Annotated in this window: 15 protein-coding genes and 1 tRNA gene; all 16 read left to right on the forward strand. The window is 53.7% G+C overall.

Going from position 1 to position 26,338, the window contains the following annotated elements; genetic code table 11:
• The first annotated feature begins 487 nt into the window (after positions 1 to 487).
• The 16 genes from KJ869_07905 to KJ869_07980 all read left to right on the forward strand — a co-directional run bounded on the left by KJ869_07905 (position 488) and on the right by KJ869_07980 (position 26,333).
• The gene (locus tag KJ869_07905) at positions 488 to 3,238 is read left to right on the forward strand and encodes a response regulator (protein ID MBU1577115.1); all 2,751 of its coding nucleotides are present in this window, start codon (positions 488 to 490) and stop codon (positions 3,236 to 3,238) included.
• 692 nt (positions 3,239 to 3,930) lie between these two features.
• Positions 3,931 to 5,961, forward strand: coding sequence for a PAS domain S-box protein (locus KJ869_07910; GenBank protein MBU1577116.1), 2,031 nt, complete (start codon positions 3,931 to 3,933; stop codon positions 5,959 to 5,961).
• Positions 5,962 to 6,521: 560 nt separating this feature from the next.
• The gene (gene tnpA / locus KJ869_07915) at positions 6,522 to 6,983 is read left to right on the forward strand and encodes an IS200/IS605 family transposase (protein ID MBU1577117.1); all 462 of its coding nucleotides are present in this window, start codon (positions 6,522 to 6,524) and stop codon (positions 6,981 to 6,983) included.
• Between the two features lie 300 nt (positions 6,984 to 7,283).
• Entirely contained in the window at positions 7,284 to 9,212 is a 1,929-nt protein-coding gene (locus tag KJ869_07920) for a transporter substrate-binding domain-containing protein (GenBank protein ID MBU1577118.1), read from the forward strand.
• Positions 9,213 to 9,481: 269 nt separating this feature from the next.
• The gene (locus KJ869_07925; protein MBU1577119.1) at positions 9,482 to 11,215 is read left to right on the forward strand and encodes a PAS domain S-box protein; all 1,734 of its coding nucleotides are present in this window, start codon (positions 9,482 to 9,484) and stop codon (positions 11,213 to 11,215) included.
• A 61-nt stretch (positions 11,216 to 11,276) separates the two neighbouring features.
• Positions 11,277 to 11,717, forward strand: a complete 441-nt coding sequence (locus KJ869_07930; GenBank protein MBU1577120.1) for a response regulator — start codon at positions 11,277 to 11,279, stop codon at positions 11,715 to 11,717.
• Between the two features lie 255 nt (positions 11,718 to 11,972).
• Positions 11,973 to 13,514, forward strand: a complete 1,542-nt coding sequence (locus tag KJ869_07935) for a PAS domain S-box protein (protein MBU1577121.1) — start codon at positions 11,973 to 11,975, stop codon at positions 13,512 to 13,514.
• A 490-nt stretch (positions 13,515 to 14,004) separates the two neighbouring features.
• The gene (locus tag KJ869_07940; GenBank protein ID MBU1577122.1) at positions 14,005 to 15,735 is read left to right on the forward strand and encodes a PAS domain S-box protein; all 1,731 of its coding nucleotides are present in this window, start codon (positions 14,005 to 14,007) and stop codon (positions 15,733 to 15,735) included.
• 330 nt (positions 15,736 to 16,065) lie between these two features.
• Entirely contained in the window at positions 16,066 to 16,446 is a 381-nt protein-coding gene (locus tag KJ869_07945) for a response regulator (GenBank protein ID MBU1577123.1), read from the forward strand.
• 21 nt (positions 16,447 to 16,467) lie between these two features.
• Positions 16,468 to 16,839: a response regulator gene (locus KJ869_07950; protein MBU1577124.1), complete on the forward strand. Its 372-nt coding sequence runs from the start codon at positions 16,468 to 16,470 to the stop codon at positions 16,837 to 16,839.
• A gap of 152 nt (positions 16,840 to 16,991) precedes the next feature.
• Positions 16,992 to 17,068, forward strand: a tRNA-Arg gene (locus KJ869_07955).
• A gap of 466 nt (positions 17,069 to 17,534) precedes the next feature.
• Positions 17,535 to 19,052: a lamin tail domain-containing protein gene (locus KJ869_07960; protein MBU1577125.1), complete on the forward strand. Its 1,518-nt coding sequence runs from the start codon at positions 17,535 to 17,537 to the stop codon at positions 19,050 to 19,052.
• Between the two features lie 100 nt (positions 19,053 to 19,152).
• On the forward strand, positions 19,153 to 20,109 hold the full coding sequence (locus KJ869_07965; GenBank protein ID MBU1577126.1) for a sugar ABC transporter permease: 957 nt from the start codon (positions 19,153 to 19,155) through the stop codon (positions 20,107 to 20,109).
• Positions 20,110 to 20,384: 275 nt separating this feature from the next.
• Positions 20,385 to 21,146, forward strand: a complete 762-nt coding sequence (locus tag KJ869_07970; protein MBU1577127.1) for a carbohydrate ABC transporter permease — start codon at positions 20,385 to 20,387, stop codon at positions 21,144 to 21,146.
• Between the two features lie 160 nt (positions 21,147 to 21,306).
• Complete coding sequence (locus KJ869_07975; GenBank protein MBU1577128.1) at positions 21,307 to 22,674, forward strand: ABC transporter substrate-binding protein; 1,368 nt, start codon at positions 21,307 to 21,309, stop codon at positions 22,672 to 22,674.
• A gap of 257 nt (positions 22,675 to 22,931) precedes the next feature.
• Complete coding sequence (locus tag KJ869_07980) at positions 22,932 to 26,333, forward strand: Ig-like domain-containing protein (protein ID MBU1577129.1); 3,402 nt, start codon at positions 22,932 to 22,934, stop codon at positions 26,331 to 26,333.
• Positions 26,334 to 26,338: the final 5 nt, after the last annotated feature.

Consider the following 26,338-nt stretch of genomic DNA (forward strand, 5'->3'; position numbering starts at 1 on the left):
AATGAGTGAACCCCGAAAAAGCGGGGGTGCCTCCGTGTGAGTAAAAAAGCCTGGATTCCCGCCTACGCGGGAATGACAGTGGGATGTCATACCCGTGGAAACGGGTATCCAGAAAGCTCCCTGGATTCCTGCCTGCGCAGGAATGACATATAATCCATATAAAATCTCTGCGCCTCTGCGGCAAACCAGATTCTTCGGCTTGGCAAGCAGGGTGCCCGGCTCAGAATGACGAAAGCAAAACCCTTTGTGTTCTTTGTGTGCTTTGTGGTTATGTAACCCTGGATTCCTGCTTTCGCAGGAATGACATAAAAGCCATATAAATCTCTGTGTCTCTGAGCCTCTGTGGCAAGAGAACCCTGGATTGCTTCACTTCGGTAGCCACACAAGATATCAGGCTCAGTGCAGGCTATTTGCCGGCCTTCGATGCAATCTCGCAATGACAAAAGCAATGATATACATCTAGAAAAGATCCTTAAAGGAGAACGGTATGTCTAAATATCGCATATTGGTGGTGGAGGACGAGGCCATTGTGGCCCGGGATATCTGCAAAAGATTGGATGATATGGGCTATCAGGTGGCGGCCAAGGCCGACAACGGCGAAGCCGCCCTGGCCCAGGCCCGGGAGCTGAAGCCCGACCTGGTGCTGATGGATATCGTGATCAAGGGAAAGCAGAACGGGATTGACGTGGCCAATATCATAAAAAGCGAGCTGGGCATACCGCTGATCTACCTGACCGCCTATGCCGACGATGACACCGTGGAACGGGCCAAGACTGCCGAGCCCTTCGGCTACATCATCAAGCCCTTCAACGACCGGGATCTCAACGTGACCATCCAGATGGCACTGTACCGGAACAAAATGGAGAAAAAGCTGGCTGACCGCGAGGAGAGATACCGGGACCTGTTCGAAAACACCAGCGACATTATAATGCTGCTTGACGAGCAGGGATGTTTCAAATACGTGAACCAGCGATGGCATAGCGCTCTGGGCTACGGACCGGATGAGATCGGTTCCCTGAATATATTTGACATACTGGATCAGTCCTGTCTGGATCACTGCCGGTATAATTTCGGGCAGGTATTGTCCGGGAAAGAAGCCACCGTCGAAGCCATATTCCGCACCAAAGATGGCAAGACGATCATAGTCGAGGGAAACTGCAACAGCTCCCATTCGCCCGGCAAGCCCACTTGGGTGCGGGGCATCTTCCGGGATATCACCGAAAAGAAAAGGTCCCGGCAGCTGCAGGAGGCCATGTACCAGATTGCCAACGAGACCGCCCTGTCCGGCAATCTGGATGAATTGTACCGAAGCCTGCATAATATACTCGGCCGGTTGTTGGACACTAAGAATTTCTATATCTCCCTATACGATAGCGAGAATGACCTCCTGAGTTTTCCCTATTTCATGGATGAGTACGACCTCGTGCCCCAGAACAGGCCGATGGGCACCGGCATCACCGAATACCTCATCCGGTCAAAAAAGCCCCTGCTGGCCACGCCGGAAGTGTACCAGAAACTGATTGATTCCGGACAGATCCGTTTGATTGGCAAACCGTCCGTGGACTGGCTGGGGGTGCCGCTGTTGGTTTCGGACCGGTACACCGGCACGCTGGTGATTCAGTCCTACGATCAGGGGATAAGGTTCGGGGAGCGGGAGCGGGATATCCTGACCTTTATCTCCGAGCAGGTGGCTTTCGCCATCCATCGCAAGCTGGCCGAGGAAGCCCTTAAGCTGAGCGAGGAAAAATACCGGTCCCTGGTGGAGCAGATCAACGACGTGATCTTCCTGACGGACTCCTCGGGCATCATCCAGTATATCAGCCCGGCCATCGAAAGAATGACCCAATTTACCGTTGACGAGATCACCGGCCAGCCGTTCTTTAAATTCATCCACCCCGATGACCTGCCGGGCCTTAAACAGTCGTTCCAAAGGAACCTTAAAGGGGTCGAGGAACCCTGGGAATATCGGCTGATAGACAAGAACGGCACAACCGTCTTTGTGCGTAGCTCCAGCCGCCTGTTAGCCGATGACAACGGAAATCCCACCGGAATAATGGGCACCCTGACTGACATCACCCAGGCCAAACAGATGGCCAGCCAGCTGCAGCAGGCCCAGAAGATGGAGGCCATCGGCCAGCTGGCCGGGGGCATAGCCCATGACTTCAACAACCTGCTGGCCGGGATCATCGGCCACGCCGAGATGCTGCAGATCAAATTGATCAACCAACCGTCGCTGGCGGCGCTGGCCGAAAAGATACTGACCACCGGGGAGCATGCCGCCAACCTGACCAAACAGTTGCTGTCATTCGCCCGCAAGGGGAATTACCAGCAGGTTCCGGTAAGCATTCACCGCATCATCGCCGAGGTGGCCGGCATTCTGGGCAACACCGTGAACAAGAATATCAATGTCAGGCAGTCGCTGAGCGCCAATCCCTGCACCGTGCTGGGCGATCCGGCCATGCTGGAGAATGCCCTGCTCAATCTTTGCCTTAATGCCCGGGATGCCATGGCTAAAGGAGGCAACCTGACCGTAACCACCCAAGTGGCCGAGCTGGACGAATCGTATGTCAAGAATCATTCCTACAAGATCCCGGTGGGCAGTTACATCAAGATATCGGTCAGCGACACCGGGCAGGGTATGTCCAAGGATGTCCAATCGCACATATATGAGCCGTTCTTCACCACCAAGGAACAGGGCAAGGGCACCGGCCTGGGGCTGGCCAGCGTTTACGGCTGTGTCAAGGCTCACAACGGCTCCATAGAGGTTTACAGCGAGGAAGGGCACGGCAGCACCTTTAACATTTACCTGCCGCTGGCGGAACCCGGTCCGGAAAAAACAGAGGAGGCCGCAAAAGCGCCGGCTCAAAAGGGAACCGGGCGCATCCTGCTGGTGGACGACGAGGAGACCATCCGGGACATCACCAGCCAGATGCTGGACGACCGGGGATATAAAGTAACAACGCTGTCCAACGGCCAGGAGGCGGTGGAGTATTACCGGGAACATTTCCAGGAAATAGACCTGGTGATCCTGGACATGATCATGCCCAAGATGAACGGGCACGAAGCATTTATTAAAATGAAGGAGATAAATCCCGGCGTCAAAGTGCTGCTTTCCTCGGGCTACAGCATAGAGGAGGAGGCCCAGGATCTCATGAACAGCGGGGTCAAGGGCTTTCTGCAGAAGCCCTACCGGCTGGCGGAGCTGACCCAGAAGATAAACCAGGCGATGGCTAATTAAGTTTACAGTTTGCAGTGTGTCACCCTGAGGATGGCAGACAGTGGGGCAAGCCGAATGGGTGAATACAGAAAGTGTGTCACCCGTTCAACCTGTTGGGCAGAAAGAGGTCTCAGGGTGACAGAGTTCAAAGAATAAAAGGTCTGTCACACTGAGAAGACATCGTTGCCTCGCAGATTGAATGTGTGAAGATAATAGATCGTCACCCGTTCGGCTTGCCGTTGGCCGAGTAGCCGTTGTCTCGATATGCATAAATGCTACTCGACAAACGGCAGTACCTGTGCTGAGTATATCGAAGCATCGAGGCCAGGCAGGCACGACAATCCTAGAATAAAAACCCCTTTGTGTGAGTAAAGAAGCCTGGATTCCCGCCTGCGCGGGAATGACACGATGGTCTTACCCCACCAAACACACAAAATGACGCTAAAATATTTAAAAAAACCCCCTTTGTGTCTCAGTGTCTCAGTGGTTAAAAAGCCGGGATTGCTTCACTTCGAAAGCAGCATAAGGTGCCGTCCTCAGTGCAGGCTCTTGTAAGCATCCAATGTCTCCTCGCAATGACGAAAGCAATGATAGAGTCTTGAAAATCCGTGTCCTCGTAAGTCCCTGGATTCCCGCCTGCGCGGGAATGACACCCAGAAAGAAAACCATTTGTGCCTTTGTGTCTTAGTGGTTAAAAAACAGGAGGAACCAAGATGAACAAACGTCAGGTCATGGAGAAGATCCCCTTTAAACTGCTGGCGGTGTTCGGGCTGCTGCTGGCGGCCATACTGGCCGGGGGATATCTTTATTACAAACAACAGAACGCCCAAACGGTCGAATACATAAAGAACGAACTGCAGACCATATCCGAATACAAAGTCAACCAGATATACGACTGGCGCAAAGAACGTTTCGGCGATGCATTTGTATTAACCTCCAGTGAAATACTCATCTTCTCGGTGCGGCGCTGGCTTAAGGATCCAACCGATAAAACCCTGTACAATTATATATACACCCGTCTGGACGCGTTCCGGATATACGATACTTACAAGGATGTGATCTTAGTGGACCCCGCCGGAAAGATCAGATTTTTCATGAATCAGAAAACCAACGAGAACATCAGCCCGTCAACGTTGTCCATAGTCAAAGAGGCGGTCCGGAAAAGGGAGATATTGTTCAGCGATTTTTATTACTGCGATAATTGCCAGGAGGTTAATTTGGACGTGGTGGCGCCGCTGTTCGACCAGAACGGCCTGGCGGCTACGGTCATCCTGAGGATAGATCCCAGTAAATTCCTGTACCCTTTCGTCCAAAGCTGGCCGAGACCCAGCCGGACCGGGGAAACAGTGCTGGTCCGCCGGGACGGCGATGAGGTTCTTTTCCTGAACGACTTGCGCCACCAGAAAAATGCGGCCTTAACCTTCCGCCTGCCGCTATCGGACACGCTTCTTCCGGCAACCATGGCGGTCCTGGGCCAGGAGGGCCTGGTGGAAGGCCTGGATTACAGGAAGGTTCCGGTGCTGGCTTCGATCAGACAGATCAAGGGCTCGTCTTGGTATATGGTGGTCAAAATAAACAAGGAAGAGATATATACCCCGCTTTATAGACAGAAGAGGAATATTGCCATCGCTGTCGTTGCATTGCTGGCGGCAACCTTTTTGGCTTTGGGTTTCCTATGGCAGTCCGACCGCAGGGGCTTTTACAAAAAACAGTATAAACAGGAGCTTGAGCGCCAGGCCCTGATCAAGCATTACGACTACCTGGCCAAGTACGCCAACGATATCATCCTGCTTTCCAACGACAAATACCAGCTGGTGGAGGTCAACGACCGGGCGGTGGAGGCCTACGGCTACAGCCGGGAGGAACTGATTGGGAAGAGCGCGGAAATATTCCGAAGCGAAGAAAGCAAGCCGCTGTTCAAACGGCAGATGGAGGAGATGCAAAAGAAAGGCGGGATGATCTTCGAAACGGTGCAACGGCGCAAGGACGGCTCCACCTTTCCGGTGGAGATCAGCGCCCGGCCCATGGAGATAGAGGGCAAAAGATACATGCAGGCCATAGTCCGGGACATTACCGAACGCAAGCAGTACGAATTGGCTATTAAAGAACGCAACCAAGAACTGAAGGCGGCCAACGAGGAGCTGCAGGTTGGCGAAGAGGAATTGCGGCATACCAATGAAGAATTGGAGAAGAATTATTGCGAGTTGGAGGCGGCCAACCAGCAGTTAACGGCCTCGGAGGAGGAGATAAAACAGTCGGCCGTCAAGTGGGCCATCACCTTTGACGCCATCATGGACGGGGTGTCTTTGCTCGATGCCGAGCAGAACATCCTACAGGCAAACAAGGCCTTTGCCGATTATCTGGGCCTGTCGTACGCCGACATCATCGGGCGCAAATGCTATGAACTGATCCATAGCGACGGCCGACCTGATGAGAACTGCCCCTTTGCCAGGATGATGCAAAGCAAGAAGCGGGAGACCATGGAGCTTTCCATTGGCGACCGGATATTTGACGTGCTGGTGGATCCGATCATCGGTCCAAGCGGGGCGATCACCAGTGCGGTCCACATTATAAGCGATATCACCGAGAGAAAGAAGGCCCAGGCTAAATTGCAGGAACAACTGTCCGAGCTGCAGCGCTGGCAGAACACCATGCTGGACCGGGAGGACCGGGTGATGGAGTTGAAGAAAGAGATCAACGAATTGTTGGCCAAGCTGGGTCAGCCCAAAAAATACGGGGAATGATACGTCATGCCGCCCCTACGGGGCTACCGACATGACGGCTTTACGAGCCTACATACATTGCGCTCCTACGGAGCTACGGAGTTGCATGGAGCATCATAGATGCGACATGGTTGTAACCCCCAAAGACCCGGCATACACGCCCAGCGTCGTAGACGCGAAATGGAAAACACCAACGGTTAGCATCATAGATGCGCCATGATTGTAACCCCAAAGATCCGGCATACACATCCCAGCGTCGTAGACGCGGAATGGAAAGACCAACTGGTAGCATCATAGATGCGCCATGATTGTAACCCCAAAGATCCGGCATACACGTCCTAGCGTCGTAGACGCGAAACGGAAAGATCAACGGGTAGCATCGTAGATGCGACATGGTTGTAACCCCAAAGACCCGGCATGCACGCCCAGCGTCGTAGACGCGGAATGGAAAGACCAACGTGTCCACATAACACCCCTACAGGTAGCATCATAGATGCGACATGGTTGTAACCCCAAAGATCCGACATGCACACCTAGCGCCGTAGGTGCGGAATGGAAGAAACCACAAGAAGGAAAGATACATGGCCAACACCTACACCCAGATATACATCCACACCGTCTTCGCCGTCCGCCACAGGCTGAACCTGATCCTGCCAGCCCACAGCGAGGAGATCCGGAAATACATGACCGGGGTGGTCACCAACCTGGGATCGAAACTCATTGCCATCAATAATATGCCCGATCATTTTCATCTGCTGATCGGCCTGCAGCCCGAGATATCGCTTTCCGAACTGATCGGCAAGGTTAAATCCGGCTCCTCGGGGTTTATCAACCAGCAACGGCTGGCGCCCGGCCGTTTTGAATGGCAGAAGGGTTTTGGGGCATTCTCCTATGCACGCTCGCAATTGGACACGGTGATCGGTTATGTAGATCGGCAGCAGGAGCATCACCGCAAAAAGACATTCATGGAAGAATATTTGGCCTTGCTGGCTGAATACGGGATAGATTACGACCAAAGGTATATTTTGAAGGAACCGGAATAATGTTGGGATTCGCCATGCCGCCCCTACGGGGCTACATACGTTACGCGCCGATGGTGCTACCGACATATCGGCTCTACGAGCCTACAAACATTTCGCGCCGATGGCGCTACCGACATACCGGCTCTACGAGCCTACAGGCAAATGGAGCATCGTAGATGCGACACGGTTGTAACCCCCAAAGACCCGGCATACATGCCCAGCGTCGTAGACGCGGCATGGAAAGGTCAACGGGCCCACATAACACCCCTACAAGTAGCATCATAGATGCGGAATGGTTGTCCCGAACCAAGGAGGAACCAAATGAGTAATCAGCAAAATAATCAAAAGGTCTCCGTTATACTGCTGGCAGTTGCAGCGCTTCTTTTCTCCATTAACCTCGCCGGCGCAGTGACCAACGATTTGCCCGCCAAGACCGCCGTTCCGGCAAGGCCAATATTGGTCTTCGGTAGCGACCAAGATTACCCGCCTTACGAATGGCTGGATAAAAACGGCCAGCCGCAGGGATTCAATGTCGACCTGATCCGCGCCATCGGCCAGGCGATGGGCTACGAGGTCACGGTCCGCTTGGGCCCCTGGGCCCGGATCCGCGAAGATCTGGAGATTCACGGCACCGTGGATGTGGCGGACATGTTTTTTACCGAACAACGGGCCAAAAGGGTGGATTTTGCAGAACCTTTCTGGGTGGTTCACGACGAGATCTTCGTACGGCAGGGTGAAAAAGAGATTAAGTCACTAGATGATCTGGCCGGACGGGAGGTTCTCTGCCAGGAGGGTGGTTCAATATATGACCTGTTGCGGGAGGATGTCCCGGCCGCCAAGCTGATACTGGTGGGTAGCGACCCGGAGGCTCTGCGCCGACTGGCCTCGGGCCGGCACGATTGCGCCGTGGTGGGCAGCGTGGTTGGGCGATACACGATTAATAGAAGCGGCTTGAGCAACCTGACTGCAACCAGCCAGCCGCTGTGGCCTAGGGATTACTGCTTTGTGACGGCCAAAGGCCGACCCCAACTGCTGGCCGATCTCAACCTGGGGCTGGCGATCCTTAAAGAGACCGGCCGCTTTGACGAAATTTACGACAAATGGTTCAAGGAATATCTTCCCCGCAAACCCTGGCTGGATAAATTCCTGAAATATCTGCCGTTACTGGCGTTCGGTTTGGCGGCGCTGGCCATCGCGGTGGCGGCTTGGATTTTAACCCTGCGGCACCAGGTTCGCGGACGAACCCAGAAATTGCAGAGAACCCTGCTACTGTTGAACGAGGCCCAGAGTATAACTAAATTGGGCGGCTGGGAATACGATGCGGCAACCCGGCGCGTCACCTGGACCGACGAGGTTTATCGCATTTACGGGGTGCCAAAAAATTACGACCCCGCCCAACCAGAACAGAACATACAATTTTACGCCCCCGAGGACCGGGCCCGGGTCACCGACGCATTCCGCCGGGCGGTGGAGCAGGGCGAATCCTATGATCTGGACCTGAGGCTTATCACCGCCCAAGGCGTTAAAAAGTGGGTTCGCACAATTGGACGGGCCGAGCGCCGTGGGGAAAAAATTGTACGGGTGTCCGGAAATATAATGGACATCACTGACCGCAAGCAGGCCAGTGAAGATCTGAAAGCCAGTAACCTGGAATTGATCTCAGCCAGAAATCAGACAGAAGAAGCCCTGCGGACCAGCGAACGCTCCCGGCTGGCGCTGTTGAGCGTGCTGGAGGACGAAAAGCAAACCGAGCAGGAACTGCGCGAAAGCGAAGAGCGATTCAGGGCCCTGCATAACGCCTCTTTCGGCGGAATAGCGATCCACGACAAAGGGAAGATACTGGAATGCAACCAGGGGCTCTCCGAAATCACCGGGTATTCCATGGAAGAACTGATCGGGATGGACGGAATGCTGCTTATCAACAAGGATTCCCGGGATCTGGTAATGGAGAACATTCTGGCCGGCTATGAAAAGCCCTATGAAGCTTTGGGTTTGCGCAAGAACGGAGAAACATACCCGATCCGACTGGAAGCCCGGAACATACCGTATAAAGGGAAAAGTGTCAGGACGGTGGAATTTCGGGACATCACCGAGCGTAATCGGGCGGAAGAAAAAATGAAGGGACAGCTGGCCGAGCTACAGCGCTGGCAGAACACCATGCTGGACCGGGAGGACCGGGTGATGGAGTTGAAAAAGGAAATAAACGAATTGCTGGAAAAATTGGGCCAGCCCAAAAAGTACGGGAAATGATACGCCATGCCGCCCCTACGGGGCTACAACCGTGGCGGCTCTACGAGCCTACAAACATGGCGCGCCGATGGCGCTACCGACGGGCGGTCCTACGGACCTTTGCAGCATCGTAGATGCGAAACGGTTGTAACCCCAGAGCCGGGCAGGCAGGTCTCAGCGTCGTAGACGCGACATGAAAACGTTCCAATGGACATTCACCAGGGAAACCATGGAGCATTATAGATGCGGGATACTTGCAACCTAGCAAAAAGAAAAGAGGCGAACGAACTATGTTGAAAAAAAAGAAAGCCCCGAAGCAGACGGCAGCGCAGGTGGCATCAACGCAGAAAACAACCGAACGCAAGGAGTTGGTGGATGAACTATGGCTGAAAAACATCGTGTTCGAGACCTCAGCCGCGGCCAACAGCATGGCCGACAACCAGGGGAACATCAACCATGTCAACGCCGCATTCCTGCGCCTGTGGGGTTACCGGACTGAGGAAGAGGCCATGGGGAAATCGGTGGCCAGCTTCTTCTCAAATGTAAAGGATGCCGAGCCGGTAATGGAGTCCCTGAGCACCACCGGGCGATGGGAGGGGGAATTCCTGGCCAAACGCACCGATGGCTCTACCTTCATCACCCGGGGGGCGGCCATCGTCATCCGGGACGAAAGCGGGAAGCAGATCGGGTATCACTCGTCGAACATCGACGTCACCGGGGAACGGCGGGCGCAAGAGGAACTGAAGGAGAAGAATGAAGAGATGGAGGCCGCCAATCAGGAATTATCGGCTGCCAACGAAGAGCTGATCGCCTCGGAGGAGGAGCTAAAAGCTAATGAGGAGGAGCTGCAGCGCCAGAATGAAGAGCTGGTGAGAAGCCAGGCTGAGCTAAAGGATAGCGAGTCCCGATTGCATCTGCTGATAGACGGCGTGAAAGACTACGGGCTATATATGTTGGACACGGGGGGCACTGTGGTTAGCTGGAATGAGGGAGCTGAGCGGATGAAAGGCTACCGGTCCGAAGAGATCATCGGTCAATCCTTCTCGAAATTCTTTACTCCGGAGGATCAGCAGAACAATACATCGCAACGCCTGATAGACGCTGCCACGACGCAGGGACGTGTTGAGGACGAAGGTTGGCGGGTACGAAAGGATGGCTCGCGTTTCTGGGCTGATGCAATTATTACGGCACTTTATGCCCCGGATGGCTCACTGCAAGGTTTTGCCAAGATTACCCGGGATCTCACGGAAAACAAGCGGGCTGAAGACCAGCTCAAGCAGCTAAACGAGGAACTGGAATTACGGGTACAGCAGCGCACCATCCAGCTGGAGGCCAGCAACAATGAGCTGGAATCCTTTGCCTATTCGGTGTCCCACGACCTGCGGGTGCCGTTGCGGGCCATTGACGGGTTCACCAAGATCATAACCGAAGATTATAAGGAAATATTCGACGAAGAGGGCAAGAGGCTGCTGGGGGTGATACGCACCAACACCCGGAAGATGGGCCAACTGATTGAAGACCTTCTTTTATTCTCCAAGGTGGGCCGTCAGGAGCTGGCCGGGATTGAAATTGACATGAGATCCTTGGCCGAAACGGTATCTAAAGAGTTCAAAGTCCAGAATGAAGGCCGGAATATAATTTTCAAGACAGGCTCTCTTCCCTCTTCAAAAGGCGATCCGGCCATGCTGCGGCAAGTGCTGGCCAACCTGGTAGGCAATGCGGTAAAATTCACCCGGCCCCGGGAAGAAGCGCTGGTGGAGATCGCGGGGACGACACAGGGCAGCGAAAACATCTACTCGGTGAAGGATAACGGGGTGGGTTTCGACATGCAGTATGTGTCAAAACTATTCGGGGTCTTTCAGCGCCTGCACAGCCAGGTGGAATTCGAGGGCACCGGGGTGGGGCTGGCCATCGTTCAAAGGATAATCCTTAAGCACGGCGGGCGGGTTTGGGCCGAGGGCAAGGTGGGGGAGGGGGCTACGCTATTTTTTGCCCTGCCCAATACCGCACAGCAACAGGGATAATGAAGTAAACCTTCTGTGTAACGCATATGGCGCTCCGCAGATAAAAAGAAAGGAAATCAACATGGAAACCAAACAGGTGGAAATTCTGCTGGTCGAGGACAACCAGACCGACGCCGAACTGACCATGAGGGCGCTCAAGAAAAACAATCTGGCCAATTTGGTCAAATGGGTTAAGGACGGGGCCGAAGCCCTGGACTACCTGTTCGCCCAGGGCCAATATTCGGATAATAAAGTGAATAACCCTCCCAAAGTGATACTGTTGGATCTGAGGCTGCCCAAGGTTGACGGCCTGGAGGTGCTTAAAAAGGTCAAGGGCGACGAACGCACCAGATTGATCCCGGTGGTGGTGCTTACTTCCTCCAAAGAGGAGCGGGACATCGTGGAGAGCTACAAGCTGGGGGTCAACAGTTATATCAGCAAGCCGGTGGAGTTTGAGGAATTCGTGAAAAAGGTGGGAGAACTGGGGTTGTATTGGGTGCTGTTGAACCAACCGCCGCAGTGACCAGTTGTTGTCACCCTGAGGATGGCAAGCATGCCTGATAAACCGAACGGGCGACAATGGTATGATCTTTCATTCTGTCGGGCGTGATGCAATCTCAGGATGACAGGACATTATCACCCTGAGTATGGCAAGCATTCCTTACAAGCCGAACGGGCGACAATGCGGCCATCCTTCATCCAGCCAGGCACGGTGCATTGCTCAGGATGACATTTATCAGTGATACGAGTCAGATGGTTAAAAACTGGAGAAACGAAGATGAGCGAGCCGATAAAAATACTAATTTTGGAAGATGTGCCCAGCGACGCCGAGCTGGTGCAGCATGAACTGCGGAGGGCCGGCCTGCTGTTCAATGCCGTTCGGACGGACACCAAGGAAGGTTTTGTCGATCAGTTGGAACGCTATCGGCCGGATATCATCCTCTCTGACTGGCGCCTGCCATCGTTCGACGGTCTGTCTGCGCTGGAGGTTGTCAAGAAACTTTCCCCCGACACGCCATTCATCATCGTCTCAGGTTCCATCGGCGAGGAGCAGGCGGTGGAGGCCATCAAGAGGGGCGCCAGCGATTACATCATAAAAGATCGTATGCCCAAGCTGGGTTCGGCAATTGAACGGGCGCTGCAGGAGGCCAGTGAACGTAAGCAATTGAAACAAGGCAGGGATTTATTGACTGCCAAAAACTTGGAGTTGGAAACTGCCCGAAGCCAGATAGATGATGCCCTGCAAACCAGCGAGCGCTCCCGCATGGCGCTGCTCAGCGTGCTGGAGGACCAGAAGCAGACTGAAGAAACCCTCAGGCACAGCCAGGATCGCTATCGGACTCTGATAGAATCTCAGCGGGACCTGATCACCCGCTGGCTGCCTGACACCACCCTGACCTTCGTCAACCAGAATTACTGCGACTTCATAGGCAAGGGGCAGGAGGAGTTGCTGGGAAAGTCCTGGATATTTCTTCTGCCGGTGGAAGAACGAGATAAGGTCAAAATAGATTATCAGGAGCTGGCCCAGAATCCCAGGATCAATGAATACGAGCATCAGACAACGGCGGCGGACGGCACACTGCGATGGACGGCATGGAGTGAGGTGCCGATCCTTGATAAATCGGGAAACCTTATGGAATTCCAATCGGTGGGGCGCGATATTACCAGGATCAAACAGTTCGAGATGCAGATCCGAGAATCTCTGAAGGAAAAAGAGGTGCTGCTCAAGGAGATCCATCACCGGGTGAAGAATAATCTGCAGATCATCGTCAGCCTACTGAACCTGCAGACCGGTTACGTGGATGACCCGCGTTATAAGAAGATGTTCATGGAAAGCCAGAACCGGGTACGCTCCATGGCACTGGTTCACGAGAAACTGTATAAATCCAAGGATCTGGCCGGCATAGATTTTTCTGATTACGTCGGCGGGTTGATGAACGATCTTTATTCAACCTATGGATCCACCCAGGACCAGGTCGAACTGACCACCGATATTCTAAAAGAAAAACTCCCCATAGATATCGCCATTCCCTGCGGGCTGATCATCAACGAACTTGCTTCGAACAGCTTCAAGTACGCTTTTAAGAGCGGTAAGGGGAAAGGCAGGATAGGGATATCTTTAGTTAAAGATAAATCCGATATTTATACATTGGAGGTCAGCGACGACGGGCCGGGGATAAGCGCCGACCTGGACCTGAAAAACTCGCCTACCCTGGGGCTTCAATTGGTGGATTCTTTGGTGGGACAGTTAGACGCCAGCATCAAGATAACCGGGAAGGGCGGGACCAGGGTGACCATAAAGTTTAAGGCTCAAAGTTAAAAGTTTAAAGAATAAAAGGCGATTTGCGTATTCAGTATACAGGAGACAGGAGTCAGTAGCTGAGGGCATACAAATCTTGTCACACTGAGAAGACCTGCTTGCCCGGCAGGTTGAATGTGTGCGCATAGAATCCAGAATATTGAATGTAGAAGATCGTCATCCTGAGGATGGTATTCATTCTGATTGACGAAGGATCTGCGCCGGGTGATAGAGATTCTTCGGTTTGGCAGGCAGGGTGTGGGTCTCAGAATGACAATAACGTTAAATAAAACCCTTTGTGTCTTTGTGCCTTGGTGTGAGGTAAAGAAACCTGGATTCCCGGTCAAGCCGGTTGAGTACAATAGCCTGGATTCCCGCTTGCGCGGGAATGACAATATAGTCGAAATGCGCCTATGGTGTGGAATGACGAAGAGTCCATAAATAAGACCGCGCTGTGTTCTCTGTGGCTCTGTGTGAGCAAAACCAATGAAAATATTTTGAGCAGGCTGAAATGAAAAACATTTTCAAAAATGCATTAAGCCGGATAAAACCGGCCAAGATCAAGAAACGGGTCCAGTACATGGATCACAAGACCACCATCCTGATAATGCGCTGGCTGATAGTCCTGCTGGTGATCCTGCTGGCCGGGTTCAGCGAGGGAGGCTTGAATTTCGGCAGCAAGAATTACCTGCTGGCCATATTCTTCTTCGTGTCAAACATGATCCTGACCTTTGTTCCGGCCCGGCTGTTCGAGAAGCAGTGGCTCAATTACGTGATATTCCTCTCCGATATATGCTTCGTCTCGGCCTCGGTCTATTTTGCCGAGGGCATCAACACCGATTTCTACCTGATCTATTTCTTAAGCATCTTCATGTCCAGCGTGGGACAGAACGTAAAGAGCACCATTCCGGTGGCTTTCGTGGCCTCAGTCTTTTACGGCTGGTTGGTGTACCACAACTCCGGGCCGGAGGTGTTCTCCACCCCGTCGTTCTGGATCCGCCTGCCGTTCTTCTTTCTGGTGGCCCTGTTCAGCAGTTATTGGGCCAGCCAGGCGGCGGTGGAGCGCAAGAAAAAGGAGGAGGAGGAGAGGGTCAATCAACGGTTAAAAAGGGAGATCGAGCTGGCCACCGATGAGATATTAAAATCCAACGAGAGCCTGAAATATTACAAGGAATACAACGACAACATTATGGCCAGCGTCAACAGCGGAGTGATAGTGGTGGATGTGGGCGGAGTCGTCACCACCTTCAACAAGGGGGCCAGCGATATCTTTCACATAGTTTCACATGCCGTGATCGGGAAAAAGCTGAACGAACACCCCCGGTTTAAGCCCATCAACGACCTGTTGATCAGAACCATGGAGACCGGGGAAAACGTCCACCGCAACGAGATCGGAGTGACCTCCTTCAGCGACAAGGAGGTTGCCGTAGGGATCTCCACCTCGCTGCTGCACAGCCAGACAGCAAGAACCAACGGCGCCATTGCCATCTTCAGCGACCTGACCAAGACCAAATCGCTGGAGGAGAGGGTCAAGCACTCCGAGAAACTGGCCGTCCTGGGTGAGATGGCGGCGGTGATGGCCCACGAGATAAGGAACCCGCTTAACTCCATCGCCGGGTTCTCCCAGCTGCTGCAGTCCCGGGTGGGGGAAGCGGACAAAAACCGCAAATACGTGGACATCATAGTTCATGAGGCCTTCAGGGTGGATACCCTGATATCCGACATCCTGGACTTTGCCCATCAGAAGAAGACCATCTGGTCGGAGTTGCGTCTGGATCTGCTGATAGATAAAGTGATCGACGCCAAAAAAGCCAGGGCGGCGGAAAAGAATATCCAGCTAGCGAAAAACATCCCCGCATCCCTGTCGGCCATTCATGGCGATGCGGTCAGGCTGGAGAGAGTCATTTTAAACCTGACCAATAACGCCATCGAGGCCATCAATGACGGCGGCCGGATTGAGATAGCGGCCATCGAGAAGACTGGCTCCGAGGGCCAGGGGGTTGAACTGACCGTATCCGATAACGGCTGCGGCATCCCGCCGGAGAATCTGGACTCCATCTTCAAACCGTTCTTTACCACCAAACAGGCCGGCACCGGGCTGGGGATGGCCATCATTCAGAAGATTATAGAAGAGCATCAGGGGCATATCAATGTGGAAAGCGAGATAGGCCGGGGGACAAAGTTCACGTTATTTTTGCCCCTGAACAAGCAGTTGGATACAGCCGAGGCAACACCAAAGTAATAATTACTTCGGCGTTCAAATTGGCCAATAACCCATGTTGTCATGCCCATGAATATGGGCATCCAGAAAAGGTCTGGATTCCTGCTTTCGCAGGAATGACCAGCCTCCGCCAAGGCTCCGACTGGCAGGCACTAAAAAGTATATTATAAATCTCAGCGCCTCTGCGGCAAAACAACCCCCTGGATTCCCGGTCAAGCCGGGAATGACACGTAGTCCATATAAAATCTCCGCGCCTCTGCGGTGAAAAACCCTGGATTCCCGCCGGTGCGGGAATGACATATTGCTGTATTTAGTCGCTGGAGGAACAAAATAAATCATAAAGGAGAGGACATGAAAAAGATCTTAGTGGCGGACGACGAGGCCAACATCCGGCTGCTGTTGGAGGAGGTGCTGGGCGAAGAGGGCTACCAGGTTACCACCGCAGCCACCGGCCGGGAGGCTCTCCGGAAAATATTAAAAGAAGAATTCGACCTGCTGATATTCGACATCAAGATGCCGGAGATGAACGGCCTGGAGGTGGTGGAGAAGATCCGGGAGCTTAAAAAGAACACGCCGGTGATAATCTGCTCGGCCTACAAACATCTGCAGGACGATTACGTGGTGGGCACCTCCGGTATCACCGCCTATATCACCAAGCCGGTGAATCTGGCCGAACTGAAGGAGAAGGTCAAGGCCGCCCTGGAATGCGGCAACCCGGCTGATGGAATTTAAAATCATTTTTTGGGGTAAGCTATGGAGGCAATGAAAAAAATACTGGTGGCCGATGACGACAACAACGTCCTGTTCCTGATCACGGAACTGCTGACCCGCCAGAACTATCAGGTTTTTCAGGCAGTCAACGGCGACCAGGCCCTCCGGGAGGCCGGGTCGCTGCATCCCGATTTGATGGTGCTGGATATAATGATGCCGGGGATAGATGGCATAGAGGTCTGCCGCCGGATCAAAGCCTCGCCGGACACCAGGGACATCAGGGTCATAATGCTGACCGCCAAGACCAGCGGCCGGGACATCGAAGCCGGAATGGCGGCCGGCGCCGACTATTACCTTACCAAGCCGTTCCGGATAAACGAACTGACTGAAAAGATAAAGGAGCTTATCGGTTAAACCGGATATTCTGGAGCTTCGCTCTAAATACTGGATGTCACCATTGATGGAAGGGCAAATACAGGGTCGGGCCGTCCCTTTTTCAGGCTTGAAATATGGCAGTGGTTTTGCTATAATATGACAAAATTTGAAAACATAGACGGATATTACGTGCCCCTGTAGCTCAGATGGATAGAGCAACGGTTTCCTAAACCGTGTGTCGGCCGTTCGAATCGGCCCAGGGGTACCATTTATTACCCGTTGCTCTTTATATTGAAGATGGATAGAGCACCCCGATAAATCGGTGGTGTCGGCGTTCTCCTCCTGCTGTCATGAAATATGCCAAGCGGCGGCGGCCCCGCCGTCGCACGACTGAAAAGTAATACAGCCCTCCTGCGGCGGACTATTGTCAGGCACTGGGGTATTTATGCTGCCAGCGGGGAATCGGCCCAGGGGTACCATTTTATTTACGGGGTTATTGCCCACGCTTGTCCGCCTCTGGTGGGAAACACCCGGAAAACGGGCAAATCTGCCCGCTCGCAGCAACATACCGCATACGGTATTCTTTGCCGCACTGACCACAACATTCTGTATCCCTCACAGGTATCGGGGTATAAAATTTTATCAATTCTTAACTTGACAAACCAAAATAAAAGTGGCATAATGAACCCTTGGATGGTAACTAAATAATTCAATAATAAACGGGGAGTTTGGAAATGAAAAAAACAGTGTTTGCTTTGATTCTGGTGCTGGCGGCAGCCTCGGTCAACGCCCAGATCCTGATCAACGAAGTGCAGTATGACCCTACTTCTGGGGGAACTGATAGTTTGTGCGAATGGATAGAGCTGTACAACCCCACCGGCGATGATGTTGACCTGACGGGTTGGGTGCTGTGTGACAACGGTGATAGCATTGGCGAAACTTTTCCATCAGTAGTTATCGCCGCTGGTGAATATATTGCCTTTGTCTGCAATGTGGACAGTTTTCTAACTTACTTCCCATCAGCAACAAATTATTATGCCTGGACCTCCGGTAGTTTTGGCGACACCCGTTCGGGCAGTACTGGCTACGGCCTGGGCAATAGTGCCGATATCCTGGTAATGGTAAACTCAATCGGAACAGTAATTGATGAAGTAAATTGGGGGACGGTGTCAACATCATGGCCGACATGGATAAAATACGGCGCTTACGGCTGGAGTCCGGGAGTTAGCGATGCACCTGCCGGCCATTCCATTGGGAGGTCCCCCAACGGATTCGACAGTGACCAGGTTACTGACTGGGCCGATATGGCCACACCCACCCCGGGTGCCACCAACGGCGGGGCGGTGGTTTACACCCCGCACACCATTTATGAAATTCAGAACGGCGGGGCTCTGACCGATTCTAATATTATCACCGTCGGTATTGTCACCTCCGCCAAATGGGTTGAATTCACCGGATTCGCCATGGCCGATGCGGCCGGCGCCTGGCATGGCATCACCGTCAGTTCGAACACCCCCGTCAACCGGGGGGATTCGGTTTCGGTCAGCGGCACAGTCCAGGAATACAACGACCGCACTCAGATCAGCGCCTCGCTGGTGACCGTTCTGGGCACAGGCACCGTCCCGGCAGTCACCGATGTTCAGCTGTCCGATGTCAAGACCGGGGCAGCCAATGCTGAATCCTTTGAGGGTGTATTGGTCAGGGTTCCCAAGGCCCTGAGCACCGATACCACCTGGATGAGTCCGACCTTCGGCGAATGGGCGGTCTGCCGGGGAATCGATACCCTTATGATTGACAATTCCAGCAATAGCAACGGAATCTATTATGCTAAGCCCGTCTTCGGAGTCGACAGCGTGACAGTGACCGGCATTCTAAACTATACATACTCTAATTTCAAAATAATGCCGCGGGATTCGGCCGATGTGATCAACCATGGTCCGACCGGGGTGACCGGACAGCCGCTGCCCGGCAAGGCTGTTTTCAGCCTGCTGCCCTGCTCGCCTAACCCGGCCAGCCGCGATGCCCGGTTCTCTTTCAGTCTGGCCAATCAGAGCAAGGTTGACCTGTCGGTGTTCAACGTGCTGGGCCAGAAGGTGGCCACCGTCTACAGCGGACAGATGTCGGCCGGACAGCACAGCATCAGCTGGAACCTGAAAGGGCAAAGGGGCGAAGCGCTTCCCAACGGGGTTTATTTCTACAATCTGACTGACGGAAGCCGCAGTTCCACCCGCAGAATGCTCATTCTAAAATAAGATATATTGCATAGAAAAGAGGAGAGAAATTATTATACTCTCCTCTTTTTTATGTATATTGACACTGATGCTTTTATAGGTTATTATCTATAAAATATATATGAATAAAGCCTTTAAGAAAATATCCCGTCTCTCTCCTTGGCTGTTCCTGCTGCCTACTCTGGTGATCGTCCTGACATTCCGGATGACCCCCATGTTGTACGCTCTATGGATGAGCCTGTTCGACTGGGGATTGGCCGGGGCCAGGAAATTTCTGGGGCTGGGAAATTATATCTACCTGTTCAGCGACAGCCGTTTCGGGCAAAGCCTTTTAAATACCGTTTACTTTGTGCTGGGAGTGGTCCCGGCCAGTCTGTTCATAGCCCTTTTTATTGCCGTTCTGATAAATCAAAAGATAAAAGCCACTGCCTTGTACCGGACGGCTCTTTTCCTGCCGGTGATAACCTCCACCGTGGCCATCTCCCTGGTCTGGAAATGGATATTCAATCCCAGATTGGGTCTGGCCAACCAGGCGCTATCCTTCATAGGCGTCAAACCTTCGCTGTGGCTGGAGGAGCCGGCTGGAATAATGAATATTCTGCTGGGCCCCCTGGGTGTCAACCTGCCGGGGGTCATGGCCGGTCCCAGCCTGGCCCTGTGCGCCATAATAATAATGAGCATCTGGCACTCATTGGGATACAATATCATCATCTTTCTGGCCGGCCTGCAGTCCATTCCCGAGCATTACTACGAGGCGGCCTCGTTAGACGGGGCGGGGAAGTGGGCCTCCTTCCGGCATGTTACTTGGCCGATGCTTTCGCCCATCACTTTCTATGTGCTGCTGATGAGCACTATCACCTCATTTCAGGTCTTCATCCAGATATATGCCATGCAGGGTCCGGTGGGAGGCAATCCGCTGGGCACCACCCGCACTTTGGTCTATTACCTCTATGAAAAGGGTTTCTCCGACTGGCAGATGGGCTATGCCAACGCGGTGGCCTTCGTGCTGTTCCTGATCATCCTGGCCCTGACCATAGTTCAGCGAAAGGTGCTGGAATCAAAGGTGCATTATCAATGATTAAACAGCATGGTAGTCGTATGGGTATATGGTATACAGTAGACAGAAGAGAGTATATGAGGCGCGTCATCCTGAGAAGACAGTCACTTCAGGCATATGAAGGATCTGCGCCAACTGATTTGAGATTCTTCGGACAGCTCGGCAGGCTGCCGGGCTCAGAATGACGATGCTTGTCAGATTTAATTCATAAAATATAAAGTTGGAAACATATAAAAGTGAAGAGAACCGAAACTAAATTAATCGTCTATATCCTGCTGACAGCGATCTCGCTGGTGATGATCTTCCCGTTCGTCTGGATGATCCTGACCTCGCTCAAGACCCAGCCGGAATCCCTGCTGATACCACCGCGGATATTCCCGGCCCGGCTCCAACTGGTGAATTACCTGGAGGTCTGGCGCCAGATACCGCTGTTGAGGTATTTCCTGAACACCATCATCATGACGGTGCTGACCCTGGCCGGGGTGCTGGCCACATCCACCCTGGCGGCCTTCTCCTTCTCATTCAAGAATTTCAAGGGGCGGGACCTGACCTTTCTGGCCATGCTGGGGATGATGATGATCCCCCAGCCGGTGTACCTGGTGCCGGCCTACGTGATCCTGGCCAAGCTGAGATGGCTGGACACTTTTTATGCCCTGATCGTCCCCTGGACGGTGAACATCTTCTCCATCTTTCTGGTGCGGCAGCATTTCAAGAGCGTGCCCTGGAGCCTCTACGAAGCCTCCAAGATGGACGGGGCCAACGATCTTAAATTCATCTGGCATATCCTGTTGCCGATCTCCAAGCCGGTGCTGGTGACCATCAGCCTGTTCTCCATCATCGGCAGTTGGAACAGCTTTTTATGGCCGCTGATCGTGACCAACAGCGAAAGCATGCGCCCACTTCAGGTGGGGCTGGCCTATTTCTCCCAGGAGCAGGGATCCATGTGGCCCCTGCTGATGGCCGCCTCCACCATGATAATCCTGCCGTTGGTGATCTTCTATATATTTGCCCAGAAACAGATCAACCAGAGCTTCGTCTCCAGCGGGCTGAAGGAATAGGACGTTACCCGCGAAATACACGAAAATATATTTTACATGCTTCCGAAACTCATCTTGCGCCTGCATTACCAGTGAAGATACGGCCTTCAGACAATTCCTTCTCTTACCAAGAGAAGGGCAGGGTTGAGTTATAAATTATAGGTCACTAACTACCGACAATATGAAAAAATATATAATCCCGATATTGCTGCTGATCCTGGCGCTGGGAGGTTGCCAATCGCAATCACATGACCAAGTGGTGTTGTGGCATGTGATGGGAGGGCCTCTGGGCAAAACGTTGGACTCGATGGTGGCCGATTTCACCCGGGCCAATCCCGGAAAGAAGATTGATCCCATCAGCATGGGCAGTTATACGGCTCTGTCCCAGAAGCTGATGGCCTCGGTGGCGGCCGGCAACGAGCCCCTGCTGGCCCAGTCGTACGAGGCCTGGACCAGCCAGTTGCTGGAGAAGGATGCGGTAAAGCCTTTCGGCGATTACATTGCCGAAATGGGAGATACCAGTTATCTGTCGGATTTCTTCCCGGTGATGCTGGCCGAATGCTCCCGGAACGGAAAACTTACCAGTATGCCGTTCAACAAAAGCGTTCCGGTGTATTATTACAACAAGGATCTGTTTGCCAAAGCCGGACTGGATCCGGAGAAATTTCCGGCCACCTGGGACCAATTCATAGCAGCCGCCAAAAAGCTCACCCTGGATACCAACAATGACGGCACCCCGGAACAGTGGGGCACTGCTTTCCCAACCGGTGCGGCCTGGATGTTCCAGTGTCTGGTGCTGCAGAACGGCGGGGAGATATTCTCTCCGGATGGGAAAAAAGTAGTGTTCGACAGCCCGGAGGGGATCGAGGCCCTGCAATATTTGGTGGACCTGATCTACAAACATAAAGTGGCCTTTCTAACCACCGGGTTTGAACACCAAAACGACTTCCTGTCAGGGCGAGTGGCCATGATTCAAAGCTCTTCGGCCTCTTTGGCTTATATGGCATTGCAGAATATTCCCTTTAATATGGGAATAGCACCCTTGCCGATGAAAAAGAGGCGGGCAGTAGTGCTGTCAGGCACCAATATAATCATGTTTCGTAAGCCCCAAGAGGAGTTGATGGCCCGCGGTTGGGAACTGGTCCGGTGGATGATGGAGCCAAAAAATACCGCCCGCTGGTCGGCCGAGACCAGCTACCTGCCGGTCAGAAGATCCGCCCTGAATGAGAAAAGTTTAAAAGAGAAATTTGCCAGATACCCCGGATTAGAGAGCGCCTACCAGCAATTGAACTATGCCCACCCCGAGCCCAACGAGGTGGTCTGGAACATCGGCCGCTCCATAATGGATGAGGATGGATTACAGCCGGCTCTGAAAGGATTCAAAACTCCGGCCGAGGCTCTGCACAAGGCTACCAAAAAGATAAACCAGCAGCAGGGAGTGGAGGGCGGCACCCCTTGGGTGATGCTGATCGTGCTGGTCGTCATTTTGGCATTATCATCGCTGGGTTTGGTTTGGAAATTACGCAAGCCCCGGATGCCAGTAGGATAGAAACCTCTTCTAAATTAACCACGGAAACACTGAAAATATAAAGGGAAGAACCCTGAAACTGATCTTTTACAGGGATATTGTTTCAAAAATTCAGTGTTTTCGTGCCTGCCTGGCCTCGATACTGCCGGTTGTCGAGTAGCATTAAAGCGTATCGAGACAACGGCCACTCGGCCAACGGCAGGCGCGCAAGCGCGGCAAAAAATATATTTTTCAGAAGCCTCATATAGAAAATTTTATAAATCAGGAAGGGAAACAACATGTCCTTAACTAAGACCTGGCAAAGGGTGCTGCTGACCGTACCGCTGCTGTTTTTGATGGCCGCCGGATCGGGAGCCACTCTACTGATGGAGGAGAACTTCGATTACGCCGTCGGGCAGCTGACCGACAACGGAGGGGGGGCCAACGTCAGCGGCGGAAATTGGGTCGATTTCTCCGGGACCGGCAACTATGTTTCGGTAACCGCCGGCAGCCTCAGCTACACCGATTACCTGTCATCCGGAACCGGCAATAAGATCGCCGTCGTCAGCGCGACCACCTCGGCAGAGGATGTCTACCGCCAGTTCGCCACCCAGGGAGCCAGCAGCACCACTCATATCGGCTTCCTGCTGAATCTGGCCAACACCACCGGACTGACGGCCAACAGCAGCACCACCGGGGATTATTTTGTTTCCCTGCTGCCCAGCGCCTCCATTACCTCCTATGTCGGCCGGATCACCATCCGGCTGGGAAGCGCCGCCGGCACTTACCAGCTGGGCATCCGGGCCACCTCCAGCAACACCGAAGCTGTCTGGCTGACCAACAATCTTACCCCCGGAGTGACCTATTTGGTTGTCATGGCCTACCAACTGAATCCCGATCATTGCTGGCTGTGGATCAACCCGACATTAAGCGGCTCCCAGCCGGTGGCCGACATTGAGCAGGCCGCCGCCGCCACCGTGACCGACATCGGCCGGGTGGCTATCAGGCAGGGATATACCGCCGGCCCGCCGGCCCTGGCCACCCCCAATGCCGATATCGACGGATTCCGGGTGGGCACTTCATGGGCCGACATCTCCGGAACAAATCCTACCGGACCTAATGTCCTCAGCACCACACCGGCCAACGGGGCCTCCGGTGTTCTGCCGCAGGCCATGGTCTCGGTAACCTTCGATCGGCCCCTGAACTGGACTACTATGGACACCTCCAGCTTTATGGTAAACGGAAAACGGCAGGCCTACTATCCGGCCGATTCTATCCGGCCGGCGGCCAACAGCACCACCTACACCTATTATGTTCGGGACAGTCTGCTTTTGGCGGATACCGTTACCGTTACCCTGACTACCGCCATCGTCGACACGGCCGGGGAGAACCTGGCGGTCCCCTACGTTTGGCAGTTCCAGACCTTTGTGCCGGACACCACGCCGCCCCTGGTGCTTTCGACGGTGCCAACCGACGGTCAGATCAATGTTCAGGTCTCATCTTCGGTGACGGTCAATTTCAGCGAAGCGCTGCTGCCGTCAACGGTGGATACCGCGGCATTCTTCCTGACCGGGCGCCGCGCCGCCCGTTACCGGATAAAAACCCCGGTGTTATCCAACGGCAACACCAGGGTGACCATTCAGCCCCTGGACAGTTTTTTGCTGCGGGACACGGTGACGGTCGGCATTCTGCCGTCCCTGACCGATTCCTCCGGCAATGCCCTCAGGGACACCTCATTTTCCTTCAGCACCCGGAACAACCCCAACCTGACTGTTTTCGATATCCAGTACACCACCGACCCCTCGGGCAATTCGCCCTACAGCGGACAGAATGTCACCGTCAGCGGAGTGGTCACCGGAGTGGTGCGGGTGGGCAACAGCAAGGGCATGTACTTTATCCAGGACGGCACCGGCCCCTGGAACGGGGTCTACTGTTACGACCGCGACCGTTTCCCCGAGGAGGGAGATTCGGTGAAGGTCAGCGGAACGGTCATCGAATATTTTGGGCTGACCGAGATCTCCCCGGTCAGCGGCTTCCAGCTGCTCAAGAAAGGCACCCTGGTGCCGGATCCGGTGGTCCTGCCCACCGACAGCTTATCCAGCAACAATCCCAATGCCGAAGCCTACGAGGGGGTGCTGGTGGCCACCAACCGGGTGAATGTGACCAGTCTGCCCAACAGCTATTATGAATGGGATGTTAACGACGGCAGCGGCCCCTGCATCATGGACGACTTTCTTGATTCGCTTTCGCACATGGGCTATACCCCGGTCATCGGCGACAGTCTGATACGGGTCCAGGGCATTTTCCATTCGTCATTCGGCTGGAAGATCGAGCATCGCTTCCCCCGGGACATAGTCCAGTTCAAACCGGTAAAGATGCTTTCCTCGCTGCCGGCCCAAGGCAACATCAATGTTCCCACTCAGGTGGGCATCCGGCTGAATTTTGACAAACCACTGGATCAGGCCACCATAATTGTCGCAAATTTTTCGGTTAACGGCAGCAGTTCAGCGGCCCATGATCTCTCCCTAAGTTACAACAGCGCTGATTACTCGATCAGGCTAATCCCCACGGCCGCCTTCTCCGCGGGAGAGACTGTATCGGTCTGGATATCGCATTCCCTGCGCGACACTCTGGGTTTCTATCTGGACGGCAACCAGAACGGGACGGCCTCCAATGACAGCCTGGACGATATTAGCTTCAGCTTTGTCACTCTTCTTAATCCCACCAGGATTGCCGAGGTGCAAAAGCCGGGCTCTGATGGGTTCACCCCGCTGTTGGTGGGGCAGACGGTGACAGTGGAGGGGATAGTCAGCGGTCCGGACATGTATTTTACCAGCTCCACCGCCAGCACTGCCAGCTGGTATCTGGACGACGGCACCGGAGGAGTAAATGTTTACGGCGGCACCAAGGGCCAGTTCGTGCTGGGCCGCCGGGCGGTGGTGACAGGAAAGGTAACTGAATACAACGGGGTCACCGAGGTGGCCAGCACGGCAGCCCAGATCGCCCTGTGGGACTGGGCCGACCAGCCGGTCAGCCCCAGAATGATGATCTACAACCAACTGCTGGGCGAAACCATCGAGGGCCAATTGGCCTCGGTGGAGGGGACCATCAGCAGTATTCCGGCCTATGCCGGCGGCGGATACAACATGGAGATGCGAAACGGAAACGCCCCTATCGCGGTCAGGATAGTCGAGATCAGCGGATTTGACATGAGTCCGATGACCTACGGCGCCAAGGTCAGGGTCACTGGGATAGTCTCGCAATACGACAAGGAGTTCCCTTATAACAGCGGCTACCAGCTGGTTCCCAGGTTCGCCCAGGATTATTTTTACAACGGGGTGCTGTATCCGCCCGATATCGAGGTCTTGTTTGATTCCACCGCTGCTTCGGCTTCCTCCCAGATCGTTTCGGTTAAGCCAAATCCATTCTCACCGGAATGGGGCGAGGTGGGCATTATAGAGATCAACGCTCCGGATACCGATCATCTGACCCTGCGGATATACGATCTGAAGGGACGGCTGGTAAAGACCTGCCTGAACAATGTGCCTGGCGGGCATCAATACTATTACTGGAATGGAACCGATAATTCCAACCGCCGGACCAATATCGGAATGTATATCGCCCACCTGAGAAGCGTCACCGCCGAAGGGGGCATCTCCGATAAAACCAAGATAATCGTGCTGGGCACGCCATTGAAATGAAGGAT

The organism is Candidatus Edwardsbacteria bacterium (assembly GCA_018821925.1).
Taxonomy (GTDB): domain Bacteria; phylum Edwardsbacteria; class AC1; order AC1; family EtOH8; genus UBA2226.

What these genes read in the sequence shown, in the direction of transcription:
- KJ869_07905 (MBU1577115.1), top strand. Translation starts at nt 488, where the DNA reads ATGTCTAAATATCGCATATTGGTGGTGGAGGACGAGGCCATTGTGGCC.
- KJ869_07910 (MBU1577116.1), top strand. Translation starts at nt 3,931, where the DNA reads ATGAACAAACGTCAGGTCATGGAGAAGATCCCCTTTAAACTGCTGGCG.
- tnpA (MBU1577117.1), top strand. Translation starts at nt 6,522, where the DNA reads ATGGCCAACACCTACACCCAGATATACATCCACACCGTCTTCGCCGTC.
- KJ869_07920 (MBU1577118.1), top strand. Translation starts at nt 7,284, where the DNA reads ATGAGTAATCAGCAAAATAATCAAAAGGTCTCCGTTATACTGCTGGCA.
- KJ869_07925 (MBU1577119.1), top strand. Translation starts at nt 9,482, where the DNA reads ATGTTGAAAAAAAAGAAAGCCCCGAAGCAGACGGCAGCGCAGGTGGCA.
- KJ869_07930 (MBU1577120.1), top strand. Translation starts at nt 11,277, where the DNA reads ATGGAAACCAAACAGGTGGAAATTCTGCTGGTCGAGGACAACCAGACC.
- KJ869_07935 (MBU1577121.1), top strand. Translation starts at nt 11,973, where the DNA reads ATGAGCGAGCCGATAAAAATACTAATTTTGGAAGATGTGCCCAGCGAC.
- KJ869_07940 (MBU1577122.1), top strand. Translation starts at nt 14,005, where the DNA reads ATGAAAAACATTTTCAAAAATGCATTAAGCCGGATAAAACCGGCCAAG.
- KJ869_07945 (MBU1577123.1), top strand. Translation starts at nt 16,066, where the DNA reads ATGAAAAAGATCTTAGTGGCGGACGACGAGGCCAACATCCGGCTGCTG.
- KJ869_07950 (MBU1577124.1), top strand. Translation starts at nt 16,468, where the DNA reads ATGGAGGCAATGAAAAAAATACTGGTGGCCGATGACGACAACAACGTC.
- KJ869_07960 (MBU1577125.1), top strand. Translation starts at nt 17,535, where the DNA reads ATGAAAAAAACAGTGTTTGCTTTGATTCTGGTGCTGGCGGCAGCCTCG.
- KJ869_07965 (MBU1577126.1), top strand. Translation starts at nt 19,153, where the DNA reads ATGAATAAAGCCTTTAAGAAAATATCCCGTCTCTCTCCTTGGCTGTTC.
- KJ869_07970 (MBU1577127.1), top strand. Translation starts at nt 20,385, where the DNA reads ATGATCTTCCCGTTCGTCTGGATGATCCTGACCTCGCTCAAGACCCAG.
- KJ869_07975 (MBU1577128.1), top strand. Translation starts at nt 21,307, where the DNA reads ATGAAAAAATATATAATCCCGATATTGCTGCTGATCCTGGCGCTGGGA.
- KJ869_07980 (MBU1577129.1), top strand. Translation starts at nt 22,932, where the DNA reads ATGTCCTTAACTAAGACCTGGCAAAGGGTGCTGCTGACCGTACCGCTG.